Source organism: Chromobacterium haemolyticum (assembly GCF_009936155.1).
Classification (GTDB): domain Bacteria; phylum Pseudomonadota; class Gammaproteobacteria; order Burkholderiales; family Chromobacteriaceae; genus Chromobacterium; species Chromobacterium haemolyticum.
Genome location: NZ_AP019312.1, coordinates 2,868,609 through 2,882,592, shown reverse-complemented (window position 1 = coordinate 2,882,592; position 13,984 = coordinate 2,868,609). Strand labels below are relative to the sequence as shown.

Below are 13,984 nucleotides of genomic sequence, written 5' to 3'. Positions count from 1 at the left end.
AATTGAACAATGATCTAGCCTAATGTCATGTGCGTCAACTTCACCCCACCCACCCACCGCCAATTGCTGGAAGGCTTCGGCCTGGACACCACCGGCCTGGAGTGGCGCGCCGAAACCTGGCAGGACTACACCGCGCCCGTCATCACCGCCGGCGGCTTGTTGCTGGCATCCTATGGCTTCGTGCCTAAGCGCCATCTGCCGCCTGGCGTTCGCTTCACAACCATGAACGCTCGCGCCGAGACGATTGGGGAGAAGCCGACTTACAAAGGCGCGTGGCGCCGGTGCCAGCTTTGCCTCGTGCCGATGCAGGCGTTTTTCGAACCGTGCTATGAGTCTGGCAAAGCTGTGCGCACCCGCATTGGCCGGGCCGACGGAGAGCCCTTCGCGGTGGCCGGCATGTGGCGCGAGTGGCAGGCGCCGGATGGCGGCGTCTCTCATGCGTTCACGCAGATCACGATCAACGCAGACGAGCATCCGCTGATGAAGCGCATGCACAAGCCAGGAGACGAGAAACGCTCACTGGTGATCCTGCCGCGCGAGCTGTACGGAGATTGGCTGGCGTGCCGCGAGCCGGAACTGGCTCGGGCGATGCTGGCGCCGTTTCCCGCTGAATTAATGTGCGCAGAGCCGGCGCAACGGATGACCGGAGCAAATGGAGAGGAGAGAGGCAATGGATAAATTAGACTTCATGAAAGAGGAGTATCTAACCCTTCGCAAGGAAGTTGAAACCGCTGTTGCCGAACTGTCAAACGTAGAGCGACAGGCTTTGTTTGCCTCCGCCATAATTTACTCTTGGTTATCGACTACCAAACTTAGCTCCCCAGTCATATCGTTGGCGTGGTTTGTGCCTACGATAATTATTTTTTTCAGCGGGCTCAGGTGTTACACCATAGGGCAGCATTTACGCCGTTTGAGTACTTACATAAAAAAAATTGAGGCTGAGATGGCCTCTCAAAATCAGTACGCGACGGGTTGGGAACACTTTCATAGTGCTGAGACAAGGAATAAGCTTAGAACGTTTGTCACATTGTGTTTTTGGATCATCGCTTTGGTGGCAACAGTTTTAATAGGGGGGCATTACAAATGCCATTAAGAAACTGTCAATAGCTCCTTCCAACTGGTTGTATATCTGTTGGACCTCAAATCCTGGCGCATGTGCCAGTCCGCCGTCAGCTGCTCCGCGGCGGTGCGCAGCGTGCCGCGCCCCCAGTCCCGATTGATCTTGTCCATGGCCGCCATCAACCGCGCGCGGCGAGGGTCCGGCGGCGCGGCGAACAGATCCGATTGCTGAACGGCCTGGTCGCCGATCTCCAGCAGCATTACCCCCGCTTTGTGATAGCGGAAGCCTGGGCGGTAGACGTGGCGCAGGCCGGCCAGTGCCGCGCGCGTGATCAGCAGCGTGTCGTTGCTGGGCTGGACAAGCGGCACGACGATATAGGGCCGGTATTGCGGCTCATCCGAAAACGGGCTGGTCATGATCTGCACCGCCACGAGTTTGGCCACGCTGTGCTGCTGGCGCAGCTTCTCGGCGCCGCGCGCGGCGTGGTGAGCGACGGAGGCGGCGAGGGTGGGCAGGTCGGTGACTTTCTCGCTGAAGGAGCGCGAGGCGATGATCTGCTGTTTGGCCGGCGCCACGTCCTCCAGCGCCAGGCAGCTGACGCCGTTCAGTTCCTGCACTGTCCGCTCAACCACGACGCTGAACTGCCGCTTGATCCGGCGCGGGTCGGCGCGCTTGAGCTGCAGCGCGGTGGTGATGCCCATCGCGCCGAGCTTTTCAGTCAGCCGGCCGCCGATGCCCCAAACGTCTCCGACAGGGATCTGCCCCATCAGCGCATCGGCCTCGACCGGACTCAGCCAGTCCCAAGCGAACACGCCGCCCCATTCGGCGCGCTTCTTCGCCACGCGGTTTGCCAGCTTCGCCATCGTCTTGGACGTGCCGAACCCGACGCATGTCGGGATGCCGACTCGTTGCAGCACGGCTTGCCGGATGCGGTGCCCATGGCTGTCTAGGTCCGGCATGCCGTCCATGCCCAGGAAGCACTCGTCGATTGAATAGACCTCTTGATCCGCGGCGAACTCGGACAGCACGCGCATCATGCGGTGGCTCATGTCGCCGTAGAGCGCGTAGTTCGAACTGAACACCGCCACCTTGTGCCGCCGGCAGAGCCCGGCGACCTCGAAGAAGGGTCCGAACATTTTCAGGCCCAGCGCCTTGGCCTCCGCGCTGGCGGCGACGACGCAGCCGTCGTTGTTGCTCAGCACGACGATGGGCCGGCCGGCAAGGTCGGGGCGAAACACCCGCTCGCATGAGGCATAGAAGGAATTGCCATCCACCAGGGCGAACATCAGCGGAACCTCTTCACGCAGCCGCGCACCACACCCCAGACCTCAAGTTCCTGGCCATCGGCCAGTCGGATCGGAGGGTAGGCCGGGTTCTCGGCGATCAGCGCGCAGCGGCCGCGCACGCGGTGCAGGCGCTTGACGGTGAACTCGCCGTCGAGCACGGCGATCACGATGTCACCGTGATTTGCCGTCAGCCCTTTGTCCACTACCAGCAGATCCCCTTCATCGATGCCGGCGCCGCGCATGGAGTCGCCGCGGACGCGGACGAGGAACGTCGCGGCAGGGTCGCTGATCAGATAGCCGTCTAGGCTGATGGCGTCGTCGAGGTAGTCATCAGCCGGGGAGGGGAAGCCGGCGCGCACCGGGGCGGCGGCGACGGGCAGCAGCATGCCGCCGGCAGATGGACGGCTGGGTGGATGTGAAATCATGGTCGTGAAATTTGAATGCGTACAAATTCAAATTACACGATGGATGTTGGATGTCAACCGAGTACTGAAGGTTTACCCGGCGGGGCTGGTCGATGGAGGCACTTGTCCCGGATGGAATGGCATGCGATGCTGATAGCGGCTGTGCGCCGCCCATTGATATGCATCTGGGGACGGTGGAAAGCTAGGGAGAAAAGGGCTCTAAGAAAGCTGACCAAAAGGCTGACCAACCCACCCCAAATAGCCCAAAAAAAAGCCCCGTGTGAACGGGGCTTTGTTTCGTAAGCAATTGATTTTGCTAGGAATTGGTGGTGGAGGCGGCGGGAATCGAACCCGCGTCCGAAAGTCCTCTACAGTGAGTTCTACATACTTAGTCGTGTCATTTGAATTTAACCGCTGCCACGCCGACGGACAGGCTGGACTTTGGCGAGCTACCTATTGTTTCGCACTATGCCAAGTAACCCGACATAGCACTAGCAGATGTAAAGTGACACTACAGGGTTTTGACGCCCCCGGCCCATCTGCGAACCGTTGTAGTGTCTAGCTAGCCCTTAGGCTGCCAGAGCGTAAGTTTCGTCGTTTGCGACTAAATAAACTCAGTGTTTTACGGGGTGACTGAAATCCCGGTATGCCCTCATCTGCTTCGCAACCCTCGTCGAAACCAGGTCGCCCCCAGATAAGAATCCAGATTATATAGACAATGCGAGCCCAAGGCTAGTTCCGCGGCCTTTTTTGTACGAATTCAACCGTTGTCGGGAGGGCTGGAGGGCGGGATCGGCTAGGGATGATGCTTGTCATATGGCTCTGTTTGAAACAGATTGAGTGCTTCTCTTGTGCAAGCCGCGGTCTTAAGGAGAGGACGAAGTCAGGCTGTCGGAAATGAAGACCGTGGTCTAGAGTAGTAGTTTTATTGATGCGCAATGGAGTGTGACGCTCCGGGTTTCGATTATCCTATTTTCATGGGCGAAGTGAGCTTTCCGAAAATTTTAGTGTTTAAGTTTTTTTCCATCAGGCGCTGAGTGCGGATGGGCCAATTTCAAATTAATGGGCTTTTTACGCGTGAACATTTGCAACTTCAGTTGGATTGACTATGTTGACTTCATGACTGGCCGCAAATGCGTACTTCTCAGCGAGGAGGAAATATGATGGATAAAGAGGCGCTCAGGCAGGAAGCCATGAGATGGCGAAACTGGTTTAGCAAAGGTCAGCGGCTTTGGAGCTTCGCCCATCATACGGCCATTTTCGGATCGATTCTTTGCAGCGTGGTGGTGGGGGGCTTGCTGCAGGTGCAAGGGCATGATCTCAAGGGTTATTCCACAGTGCTGACTTCAATCGCTGCGGCCTTGTCCAGCTTGGCCGCCGCCGGGGGCTTTGAGCGCAAGTGGAAAAGCAACCGCTTGAGCCGCAGCCGGGTGGATGGTCTGTTGATCGATATTGAGGCAGGTTCGTACAGCATGTCGGAATTGGCTTGTCAATTGAAGGAAATCATTTCCAAGCATGATCTGGACGTGACTAAAAGAGACAGCATGGAGCCCTTGCTGGTTGAGCATAAAACCAGCAGCACCGTTAAATCCCTGCTTTCCTAAGCGGCGTTTCCGTAAATGAAAAAGCGCTGATGGCGGCCATGGCGCTTTGGTTTGAATGTATAACAGTCCTTGTCGTTTATTCGATGCGGACTGTTTTCTTATTGTCGGGTGAATGGTGGCGAGTTTTTGCTAGCTCGCTAGGCGTTCTTAGAACCGCTAACAAAACCTCGCAGAGAACCTGAGCCAAGGGGCGCCGACGCAGGCAGTACCCGTAGTACGATAAGGAGGCGCAACACAGGATCAGGGGTTTTGTTAGCGGGTCTTAGTCGGTATAGCGCTCGGCAATGGCGCGGAAGGTCTCCGTGATGGTCAGGAAGGCGGCGACGATGTCCGGGTCGAAATGATTGCCGCAGCCTTCGCGGATGATGGAGACGGCCTGTTCATGGGGGAAGGGAGGCTTGTAGACGCGGCGGGATATCAAGGCGTCGTATACGTCCGCCACCGCCATGAGCCGGGCGGAGATGGGGATGTCGTCGCCGGCAAGACCCTGAGGGTAGCCGCTGCCGTCCCATTTCTCCTGATGGCTGTACGCGATCTCCTTGGCATGACGCAAAAAACTGCTGGGAGAGTTCAGTAGCTTCTCCGCCGAGGCGATGGTATCGCGCCCCAGCGTGGTGTGGGTTTTCATGATTTCGAACTCTTCCGGCGTCAACTTGCCCGGTTTGAGCAGGATATGGTCCGGAATGCCCACCTTGCCGATATCGTGCAAGGGCGCGGATTTGAACAGCTCTTGAATGGTCTCCTCTTCCAGCGCGGCTTGAAAGCGCGGGTGGCTGCGCAATTGAGTACACAAGGCGAGAACGTAGTGTTGCGTCCGGCGCAGATGGTTGCCCGTTTCATGGTCGCGGGTTTCCGCCAGAGAAGCCAGCGCGAGAATGGTGACGTCCTGGACGACTTGCACTTCGTGGGTGCGGCGTTCCACTTCGCTTTGCAGGAAAGCGGCCTTGTCTTCCAGAAAGTCTGCGGCGGCTTTGAGCCGCAAATGGGTTTTGACCCGGGCCAGCACGATGGGGGGCGAGATAGGTTTGATGATGTAATCCACCGCGCCGGCGTCGAAGCCGGCCTGTTCATTTTCGTTTTCGCCCATCGAGGTGAGAAAGATCACCGGGATCCGCGCGGTGCGCGGATTGGCTTTGACCTGGCGGCAGGTCTCAAAGCCGCCGATGCCGGGCATCATGACATCCAGCAATAGCAGGTCCGGGAGTGTTTCTCCCTCCAAAAGCTCCAGGGCGCGTTCGCCGCTGTTGGCGATTTGGGTTCGGTAGTGGTCTTTGAGCAAACCGTAAAGCAAAGTGAGGTTTTCCGGCGTATCGTCCACGATTAGAACGGTCTGGCGCGGCGCGGCCGGGGCGGAGTCCGTCATCTTGTATTCTCCGGCAAAGGGATGCGCTGGGCAGCCGCGGCGTGGCGCAGCAAGGTCAGAGCGCTGACGAAGTCGAACTGGTTCAGCGCTTTTTCGAAATCGGCGAATTCATTTGGGGCGAGCAAGGCGCGCAGGGACGACGCTTGTTGCAGGAAGAGCTCCAGCGCGTCGCCGTCGCTGGCTGCCAGTAGCGCCGCCAGCCGCAGCAGCAGCGCAGGATCGGCCTGAGCGTCCGCATTTGGCGCGCCGACGCCGGATAAACGGTCTTCCGCTTCCAGGCCGGCGCGCAGCGCCGTCATCACCTGTTCCAGCGCTTGTTCCAGCGGGGCCAGACGGACGGCGCCGCGCGAGCGCAAATCCCGCTCTAGCGCTGCGGCGGCATCCTGAAGTTGTACGCAACCCACATTGCCGCTGACGCCTTTTAGCGTATGCACGGTGCGCTCGGCCTGGACAAAGTCGCCTATTTCCAGTGCAGCCGACAGGCGCGCGGCGGCGTCTGCCTCTTCTGTGACGAATTGGCGCAGCAGATGCAAGTATAACTCGCGTTTTCCGGCCACGCGTTTCAAGCCGGCTTGTTGATCCAGGCCGGGGATGTCCGGCAGCGCGAGCGCGGACGAGGCGGCGTGCCGGAGCTCCGCACCCGGCGGTATCGGTTTGACCCAACGCAGCAGGGTCTGGAACATCGCATGCGGGTCAATCGGCTTGGCGATGTAGTCGTCCATGCCGGCGTTCATGCAGTCTTCCCGCTCTTCCGACAGCGCGTCTGCCGTCATCGCCAGCACCGGCAAGGAGGAAAACCGCGGATCGGCCTTGATTTGCCGGGTGGCGGATATGCCGTCCAGCACCGGCATTTGAACGTCCATCAGCACCGCGTCGAAGCCCTGCGGCCCCATCGCGGCCAGGCGGGCCAGCGCTTCGCCGCCGTGATTGGCCAAGGTTACCAGCGCGCCGGCGTCGCCCAGCAGTTCTACGGCGATTTGCTGATTCACCAGGTTGTCTTCCACCAGCAGCAGGCGCACGCCGTCCAAGCGCGGCAATTCTTCTGTGAGCGCCACTATGCCGTGATCACGCTGAGGTCCGAACATCGCCAGCACCACGTCGTAGAGCGAAGACAGGCTGACGGGTTTGATCAGAACCGCGTCGCAGCCGCTTAGCTCGCCTTGGGCGCGAACGTCGTCGCGGCCAAAGGCGGTGGCCAGGACAACCTTGATGCTGTGGCTGATGCTGCGAATCTGTGAGATGGTTTCCACCCCGTTCATGCCCGGCATCATCCAGTCTACGAAAACCGCGTCGAACGGCCGGTCCAGATTGGCCTGAGCGATCGCGGCCACGGCCTCCGGCCCGGAGGCGCAGGCGTGAGCGAAAAAGCCCAGCGAGCGCAGTTGGTCGGACAGGATGTCTCGCGCCGACGCGTTGTCGTCCACCACTAGCACGCGCAAGCCCTTGATCTCTCCGGGCAAGCTCTGGCGGCGGGTGTCCACGACGGAGGACACGCCCAGCCAGGCGTTGAACATGAACAGGCTGCCCCATCCGGGGGCGGACTCCACTCGGATCGAGCCTCCCATCAGTTCCACCAGCCGCTTGGCGATGGTCAGGCCCAGGCCGGTGCCGCCAAAGCGGCGTGTGGTGGAGCCGTCCGCCTGGCTGAACGGCTGGAATAGCCGCGCAGCTTGTTCCTCGCTCATGCCGATGCCGGTGTCGTGCACGCAAAAACGCAGATGGACCTTGTCGCCCACTTGTTCCAGCCGGCTGATGATGATGGCCACTTGGCCCTTTTCCGTGAACTTGATCGCGTTGTTGCTCAAATTGATCAGCACTTGGCTGAGCCGCAAGGCGTCGCCCACAAGGCCTTTGGGTACATCCGAGCTCACTTCGAACAGCAATTCCAGAGATTTGTCGGTTGCTTTTTGCGCCACCAGCGAGGACACCGCCTCCAACACATCGTCTAGCCAGAACGGTTCTGCTTCCATTTCCAGCTTGCCGGCTTCCACTTTGGAAAAATCCAGAATGTCGTTGATGATGCCCAGCAGAGAGGTGCCTGCGTTGTGGATTTTGCTGACGTAGTCGCGTTGCTGCCCGGTCAGCTTGGTTTTCAGCGCCAGATAGGACATGCCTATGATGGCGTTCATCGGCGTGCGGATTTCATGGCTCATATTGGCCAAGAACATCGACTTGGCCTGGGTGGCGTCCTCAGCCTGTTGCTTGGCCACGCGCAATTGCCCGGCGCTGTCCGCCAGGCGCGCGTAGAGTAGGCCGTTTTCCAGCAGAAGGATGATCAGCACAAAGCTGGCGGACAGCAGGCCATAGCCGCGGCCGGCGTAAAAGCCCAGGTCGAAGCGGCTGGCGTTGAGCATGGCGGACAAGGCGATGTCGCACAGCCAGGCCGTCATCACGACCGCCAGCCAGACGTCCAGCAAGGTGCGCTTCCAGCGCCGCAACAGCAGCAGCAAGGCCAGCGCGCTGAAGCCCCAAACGGCGGACACCACGCCGAACATGATGGGCGTGTAGCGGCTGCCCTGCATGATAGGGGGGAACCAGGGGTGGCCCAGCGTGGCCAAGGCCGTCAACGCTACCATCAGCGCCAGCGAGCCGGCGATGCAGCCCAGCACCGCGGGCAGCGCGCTGGTAAAGCGTTTTGGGCCGTCGTTGCGTTGAGCCAGCAGCGCGTAAGCCAGCACCATCAGCGGAAAGCCGCCGTGCCAGAACATATACATCCAGGCCGTGGTTTGCGGCCCAGCCCCCAATAGGCCGCCCGGTGCGAACACGCCGGGAAAGGTGAGCGCGTGAGCCATTGCCATCAGCGCGGTGAATAAATAGGCCGTGGCCAGGGCCAACAATGCGCGGGCGCGCAAGATCGCGTATTGGCCGAACAATAGCGCCGCGGTGACCAGATCGCACACCGCCATCGCCGCCTGATACGCGGGAATGAAGGCGGGCACTTTGGGCAGGGGCACTTTGGCGAAAGGCAGGGCGCAGATGAACACCAGCATGGACACCAGGATGGCGGCCAGCGCCATCCGGCGCTGCGCCGGGCTGGGCGGCAGCGTGGATAGAAATTCGAATGCGTCGTTGCCGGAGGCGGGCGTTTGCTGCATATGTCGAAGCTCCATCCATCCGCGGATTCCGTGTTTATGAAGCAATCATATTTTGCTGTTTTATAGCATAAGGACTCGCAGGAAGGGATGGAATGTCCATTGCCCAGCCTCGGGTGTCCAAGTGGCGGATAGATTCAAGTTGGCTGCGGAGGGGATGTGAGCGCGTCACCGCACCGATGTTGCCGCGAAGCGCGGAGGGCTTGAACAGCGTGTGAGGAAGGGGGCGATGGGGAGATGCTCAAGGTGCTAGCGGCGCCACGCCGGCGTATACCTTGAGCAGCGCGGCGCGAATGTCGTCCAGCCTTTGCTCGCCCTTGGGCGTCTTTGGAGTTTGCGCGCAGAGCCGCTTGGGCGCGCCGTCCACGGTCAGAGCATCGCAATCGGCGCGGCCGGCCGCAGCCATCGCGTCGTTGTCGCCATACAGCAATTGGCCGCCCACCAGCACCGCGGCCACGTCGCGCAGCCTGGCGTCCAGTAGGGACTGGCCGGAGGTGGCGGCGCGGCTGGACAGGATGACGACGTCGGCCTTCAGGCCGGCGCGCAGCTCGCCGATGTAGTCGTCCAAGGCCAAGGCCTGCGCCGGGTGACTGGTGATCATGGCCACCCAGTCCCGATCCAGTATCGCGCCCTGAAACTGCTGCTGATTGACGCGTTCCGCCACGCGCAGTTCGTCGAACAGATTGTCGCTGCCGGTGGGGTTCCAGTCCAGGCCCAGCGAAACCGGCACGCCGTGGCGCAGGGCGAGGTCGACGCGGGTGGTGCGGCCGTACAAGGCCAGATTGCTTTGCGGGGACCAGATCAGCTTACTGCCTGCCGCGCCCATCTGACGGAACTCCTCGTCGCCGAAGGCGGTGCCATGGATGACGGCGGTGCCGGGGGAGAGCAGGCCCTTGGCCTTGAGTGTGGCGAATTCCGCCAGCGCGTCGGCGTCCACGCCTTCGGCGACGTGGATCAGGAAGGCGCTGGTTTCGTTCCAGTCGATCTTGGGCGCGCCGCCGACGTCCAGGATGAAGGTGCGGACGTGCGCGGAGGAGACGAGCAGGCCGGATTGAGGGTTCTCCGCGTTGCGAACCAGCCCTTGCAGGCAGCGGCTGGCGGGCGATCCCTGGATGGTGGTTACGCCGCTGATCAGGGCCTTGGCCTCGCCATATTTCACCATTTCGCAGATCAGGCCGCGTTTCTTCAATTGATCGTAGGGCCGTTTGAACGCTTTGTAAGAGGCGGAGCGCTGCCATTGCCCGCGGTTTTGGTAGAGCTTGGGCGGTGTCCATTTGGGCAGGGCGTTGTAGGCCACGTGATTGTGGGCGTCGATGAAACCGGGAAAGACGTAGCCCTCGCTCACTTCCAGCACCGTGGCTCCGGCGGGTTCGACGCAGTCCGCGCCGGCGCAGACGATGCGATCGCCGGCCAGCACCAGCCGGCCGTCGCTCTCTTGTTCCGCCAGCACCAGGCGACCGCGGATGACCAGATGCTCGCCGTCGCCCGGCGTCACCGTCACCCCGGCATAGGCCGGAAACAGCGCGGCGCACAGCAGCCATCCCAAGCTTTTCATTCTGTTCTTCCTCCGCTTCAGCCCTGGTCCGCCTGTGCCGTCCACAGGATGGAGGCGTTGGCGGCCGGGGCCTTCAATTTGGCCTGACCTTTGATCACCCGCGTGGCCATGTCGCCCCGGCCCAGCCAGGCCGGCATGCCGAAGGGCAGGTCCAAGGCCGGAATCCGCGCCAGATCCTGATCGCGAAAGCCCGTAAGCTCGTAGGGCGAGGGGTCCGGCGCGACGCCGGGGTCCGGGTTCAGCAGCGGGGCCAGCGCGGCCAGTGTTTGGTTCCAGGATTTGAGCAACGCGTTTGGCGCGCGCGCAGTGGGGTGCTGCGGCTGAAACAGCCGCTGCACGGCTTTGAAGGAGGCTGCGCCGGGCCAATCGTCCAGCACCTTGGCCGCCGCCTTGCCAAAGCCGATCACCGCCTGCAGGCCGGGGTGTTTGAGTTGGTCCAGCAGCTGATTGCGCCAGGCCCGCACCGCGGCCTGGTCCATGAAGCCGGCCATCTCGCCGTCGAACTGGCCGTAGATGCTGTACAGGCTGGCGTTGACGATGACGTAGGAGCGATCCAGGCCCAGCTTGCGTAGAAACCCCTGTACCCGTTGACCGGCGGTGCCGACCATGGCGCGGCGCACCAGGTTTTCATCGGCGGACGGGTCCTGTCCCACGATCAGCACTTTGGCGCTGCCGTCCAGGCGGCCTCTGTAGTAGATGGGCCCCCATTCCAAGCGGAATTTGGCTGGGAGAGCCTGATAGCTGGCCAGTGGAGCGCGCTCGAACAAGGAGGAGAAAGACGGGGGCGGCCCGGGGTCCCAGAGCATGTGTTTTCCTTTGAACCAGTTGGCGGAGCCCGTTGACTGCAGGCCGGCTGGGAGGGCCTCGGGGCGGGGTGTTTGAGGTATATGCGATCAAGCTATTGAATGAAATACGTAATATCCGTTAGCGGGACATTCTTTCGTCATCTTGTCGCGGCAAAATCAGTCTTTCGATCGTTATTGATAAAGCCGGAGAACGCTTATGGATCGCCGCCGTTTTTTAAAAACCTCGCTTGCCGGCGGAGGCCTGTTGTTGGCCGGGCCGGTGCTGGCCGCGCCGGCCGTCGTCACTTCGGACCGGCTGCGCCCGCTGATGAGCTCCGGCATCCAGATCGGCGACGCGGGCGCGGACCGCGCCATCGTCTGGGCGCGTTCGGACCGGACCGCGCGGCTGGTGGTGGAATGGGACCGCAGCGAGCGCTTCGCCAGCCCGCGCGAGGTGCGCGGTCCATGGGCGACCGAGGCCGGCGATTTCACCGCGCGGGTGGATTTGAGAGGTTTGCCGGCCGGGGAGCAGTTGTATGTGAGGGCGCGCTTTGAAGACGCGGCCCATCCACGGGCCTGGTCCGAGCCGGCGACGGGCCGATTCCGCACCGTGGCGGAAACCGCGCGCGATCTGCGCTTTGTCTGGTCCGGCGACACCGCCGGCCAGGGTTACGGTATCAATCCGGACTGGGGCGGCATGCGCATCTATGAAACCATGCGCAGGCAGCGGCCGGATTTCTTTGTGCATTGCGGCGACACTATCTATGCCGACGGCCCGATGGCGGCGGAAACCGTGGTGGAGGGGGGCAAAATCTGGCGCAATCTGTTGACGCCGGAGGTGAGCAAGGTGGCGGAGACGCTGGACGAATACCGCGGGCGCTATCGTTACAACCTGATGGACGCCAATGTGCGGCGTTTTGCCGCCGAGGTGCCGCAAATCTGGCAATGGGACGATCACGAAGTGGTCAACAACTGGTCCGACGGCAAGGACTTGTCCGCCGATCCGCGCTACCGCGAGAAGAATATCGGCGTGCTGCAGGCGCGCGCCACTCGCGCCTTTCTGGAGTACGCGCCGTTGCGGCTTCACGGCAATCGAGAGGATGAACGGGTGTATCGCCATCTGCCGCAGGGGCCGCTGCTGGATGTGTTTGTAGTGGACATGCGCAGCTATCGCGGCGCCAACGGCGCCAATCTTCAAAAGGATGGCGAGCCGGGTGCGGATTTCATGGGGCGGGAGCAACTGCGATGGCTGCTGGACGGGCTGCAGACAGCCAAGGGAACCTGGAAGGCTATCATGGCGGACATGCCGCTGGGCCTGCAGGTGGCCGACGGCAAAAACGCGGACGGCAGCGCGCGCTGGGAGGCGATGGCCAACGGCGACCACGGCCAACCCTTGGGGCGCGAACTGGAGCTGGCCTGGCTGCTTCGCGAAATCAAACGCCGCGATATCCGCAATGTTGTGTGGTTCACGGCCGACGTGCATTACACCGCCGCCCATCACTACCACCCTGAGCGTGCGGCTTTCCAGGATTTCGATCCGTTCTGGGAGTTTGTTTCCGGCCCGCTGAACGCCGGCACCTTCGGTCCCAATCCGCTGGACATGACGTTCGGCCCCAAGGTGGTGTATCAGAAAGCGCCGGAGACGCAGAACTTGTCACCCTTGGCAGGCATGCAGTTTTTTGGGCAGGTGGACATAGACGCCCGCAGCCGCGCGATGATGGTGAGGCTGAAGGACGCGGCCGGCCAAACGCTGTTCACCCAAGAGCTGGCGCCGGCTTGAGCGCCCGCGTGAACGCGCGGCCTTGCCCGCCGCGCGATTGACGCCGTTTGTTCGAATTAATAAAATACATACGTATGTATTCATTTGAGGAGAGAACGAGTGGGCAAACCCAGATCGATCGATCGCAATCAAGTGTTGGACGCCGCGGAAGACATCATCGAACGCAGCGGGGCGGCCGCCCTCACCATCGATGCCGTGGCCAAAGCAGTGGGGATTAGCAAGGGCGGCGTCCAATCCTGTTTTGGTGCAAAGCACAACCTGGTCAACGCCATGCTGGAGCGCTGGGGCAAGCACTATGACGCGTGTTTCGAGAAAACGGCGGGCGTAGGCGCGGATCAGTTGTCCAGTATTGAGCAAGTCAAAGTCCATGTCCGCATCACCGCAAGGGAAGAGGCCTTGATCGCCCGAGCCGCCTGCCATCTCAGCGCCATGCTTGAGTCCAAGGACCAGAAGGAGTGGGTGCGGGCCTGGCATGCCGAGCGCCTGGGCAAGCTGGACGCGTCCACCGAGGAGGGCCGTCGCGCGCGTATGGCCTACCTGGCTGTGGAAGGGGCTTTCATGCTGCGTTATTTCGGCCTGGCGGATATGAGCGAGCAGGAGTGGCAAGACGCGTTCCATGACATTGAGCAATGGGCGGGGAGCTGAGCGCTTGCTCGCAGTCTCGCCCTGTTTGCGAGACTTTAGACAAGCGCCGAGACGGCTTGCGGAGTTTCACGGTTGAAATGGAGAAGGGCGATTAAAGATGCTTAGTTGGGTGTTGTTGTTGCTCGCCAGCGGGCTTGAGGTGTTGTGGGCCGCGGGCTTGAAGCGTTCGGACAGCGTATTGGAGTGGTTGGCGACCATCGTCTGCATCGTCGGCAGCTTCGCCCTCCTGGTGCTGGCCACCAAAAGAATGGGCGCGTCGACCGCTTATGTGTTTTTCGTGATCTTTGGCACCGTGGGCACTTATTTGCTGGATGTCGCCCTGTTCGGCAAGCCGGTTAGTCTGGCCGCGATGCTGGCGATCGCGGCGATCTTGTTTTCAGTGGTGCAACTCAAGCAAGTGAAAGATTGAT

Annotated in this window: 12 protein-coding genes and 1 other RNA gene; 6 read left to right on the top strand and 7 right to left on the bottom strand. The window is 61.3% G+C overall.

From position 1 onward, the window contains the following. The first annotated feature begins 27 nt into the window (after positions 1-27). Positions 28-678: an SOS response-associated peptidase gene (locus GYH29_RS13060; protein ID WP_161523891.1), complete on the top strand. Its 651-nt coding sequence runs from the start codon at positions 28-30 to the stop codon at positions 676-678. Further along, positions 671-1,093 (top strand): hypothetical protein, encoded by a 423-nt coding sequence (locus GYH29_RS13055; RefSeq protein ID WP_161523890.1) that lies wholly within the window; start codon positions 671-673, stop codon positions 1,091-1,093. The genes GYH29_RS13060 and GYH29_RS13055 overlap by 8 nt, the downstream gene beginning before the upstream one ends. Here GYH29_RS13055 and GYH29_RS13050 read toward each other — a convergent pair. The 3 genes from GYH29_RS13050 to ssrA all read right to left on the bottom strand — a co-directional run bounded on the left by GYH29_RS13050 (position 1,090) and on the right by ssrA (position 3,442). Continuing rightward, a complete protein-coding gene (locus GYH29_RS13050; RefSeq protein WP_161523889.1) occupies positions 1,090-2,346 on the bottom strand; it encodes a Y-family DNA polymerase in 1,257 nt (418 codons plus the stop codon). The two genes, GYH29_RS13055 and GYH29_RS13050, sit on opposite strands and share 4 nt — an antisense overlap. Then, complete coding sequence (locus GYH29_RS13045; RefSeq protein ID WP_161523888.1) at positions 2,346-2,732, bottom strand: LexA family protein; 387 nt, start codon at positions 2,730-2,732, stop codon at positions 2,346-2,348. The genes GYH29_RS13050 and GYH29_RS13045 overlap by 1 nt, the downstream gene beginning before the upstream one ends. Positions 2,733-3,077: 345 nt before the next feature. Then, positions 3,078-3,442: a transfer-messenger RNA gene (ssrA, locus tag GYH29_RS13040) on the bottom strand. A gap of 468 nt (positions 3,443-3,910) precedes the next feature. Between ssrA and GYH29_RS13035 the strand changes: the two genes are divergently transcribed. Then, positions 3,911-4,354, top strand: coding sequence for a hypothetical protein (locus GYH29_RS13035; protein ID WP_146176120.1), 444 nt, complete (start codon positions 3,911-3,913; stop codon positions 4,352-4,354). Positions 4,355-4,616: 262 nt separating this feature from the next. Here the strand turns inward: GYH29_RS13035 and GYH29_RS13030 are convergent, their stop codons facing one another. The 4 genes from GYH29_RS13030 to GYH29_RS13015 form a co-directional block, all read right to left on the bottom strand. Then, positions 4,617-5,717 (bottom strand): response regulator, encoded by a 1,101-nt coding sequence (locus tag GYH29_RS13030; protein ID WP_081575626.1) that lies wholly within the window; start codon positions 5,715-5,717, stop codon positions 4,617-4,619. After that, complete coding sequence (locus GYH29_RS13025) at positions 5,714-8,812, bottom strand: response regulator (protein ID WP_161523887.1); 3,099 nt, start codon at positions 8,810-8,812, stop codon at positions 5,714-5,716. The genes GYH29_RS13030 and GYH29_RS13025 overlap by 4 nt, the downstream gene beginning before the upstream one ends. Positions 8,813-9,050: 238 nt before the next feature. Then, the gene (locus GYH29_RS13020; protein WP_043593029.1) at positions 9,051-10,364 is read right to left on the bottom strand and encodes an amidohydrolase family protein; all 1,314 of its coding nucleotides are present in this window, start codon (positions 10,362-10,364) and stop codon (positions 9,051-9,053) included. A 17-nt stretch (positions 10,365-10,381) separates the two neighbouring features. Then, the gene (locus tag GYH29_RS13015) at positions 10,382-11,170 is read right to left on the bottom strand and encodes a uracil-DNA glycosylase family protein (protein ID WP_161523886.1); all 789 of its coding nucleotides are present in this window, start codon (positions 11,168-11,170) and stop codon (positions 10,382-10,384) included. 196 nt (positions 11,171-11,366) lie between these two features. On the opposite strand from GYH29_RS13015, the gene GYH29_RS13010 reads away from it, so the two are divergent. The 3 genes from GYH29_RS13010 (at position 11,367) to GYH29_RS13000 (ending at position 13,983) form a co-directional block, all read left to right on the top strand. Continuing rightward, a complete protein-coding gene (locus GYH29_RS13010) occupies positions 11,367-12,929 on the top strand; it encodes an alkaline phosphatase D family protein (RefSeq protein WP_043593031.1) in 1,563 nt (520 codons plus the stop codon). 99 nt (positions 12,930-13,028) lie between these two features. Further along, complete coding sequence (locus GYH29_RS13005; RefSeq protein WP_019104618.1) at positions 13,029-13,574, top strand: TetR/AcrR family transcriptional regulator; 546 nt, start codon at positions 13,029-13,031, stop codon at positions 13,572-13,574. Between the two features lie 97 nt (positions 13,575-13,671). Further along, a complete protein-coding gene (locus GYH29_RS13000; protein ID WP_081575622.1) occupies positions 13,672-13,983 on the top strand; it encodes a DMT family transporter in 312 nt (103 codons plus the stop codon). Position 13,984: the final 1 nt, after the last annotated feature.

What these genes read in the sequence shown, in the direction of transcription:
- GYH29_RS13060 (WP_161523891.1), top strand. Translation starts at nt 28, where the DNA reads ATGTGCGTCAACTTCACCCCACCCACCCACCGCCAATTGCTGGAAGGC.
- GYH29_RS13055 (WP_161523890.1), top strand. Translation starts at nt 671, where the DNA reads ATGGATAAATTAGACTTCATGAAAGAGGAGTATCTAACCCTTCGCAAG.
- GYH29_RS13050 (WP_161523889.1), bottom strand. Translation starts at nt 2,346, where the DNA reads ATGTTCGCCCTGGTGGATGGCAATTCCTTCTATGCCTCATGCGAGCGG.
- GYH29_RS13045 (WP_161523888.1), bottom strand. Translation starts at nt 2,732, where the DNA reads ATGCTGCTGCCCGTCGCCGCCGCCCCGGTGCGCGCCGGCTTCCCCTCC.
- GYH29_RS13035 (WP_146176120.1), top strand. Translation starts at nt 3,911, where the DNA reads ATGATGGATAAAGAGGCGCTCAGGCAGGAAGCCATGAGATGGCGAAAC.
- GYH29_RS13030 (WP_081575626.1), bottom strand. Translation starts at nt 5,717, where the DNA reads ATGACGGACTCCGCCCCGGCCGCGCCGCGCCAGACCGTTCTAATCGTG.
- GYH29_RS13025 (WP_161523887.1), bottom strand. Translation starts at nt 8,812, where the DNA reads ATGCAGCAAACGCCCGCCTCCGGCAACGACGCATTCGAATTTCTATCC.
- GYH29_RS13020 (WP_043593029.1), bottom strand. Translation starts at nt 10,364, where the DNA reads ATGAAAAGCTTGGGATGGCTGCTGTGCGCCGCGCTGTTTCCGGCCTAT.
- GYH29_RS13015 (WP_161523886.1), bottom strand. Translation starts at nt 11,170, where the DNA reads ATGCTCTGGGACCCCGGGCCGCCCCCGTCTTTCTCCTCCTTGTTCGAG.
- GYH29_RS13010 (WP_043593031.1), top strand. Translation starts at nt 11,367, where the DNA reads ATGGATCGCCGCCGTTTTTTAAAAACCTCGCTTGCCGGCGGAGGCCTG.
- GYH29_RS13000 (WP_081575622.1), top strand. Translation starts at nt 13,672, where the DNA reads ATGCTTAGTTGGGTGTTGTTGTTGCTCGCCAGCGGGCTTGAGGTGTTG.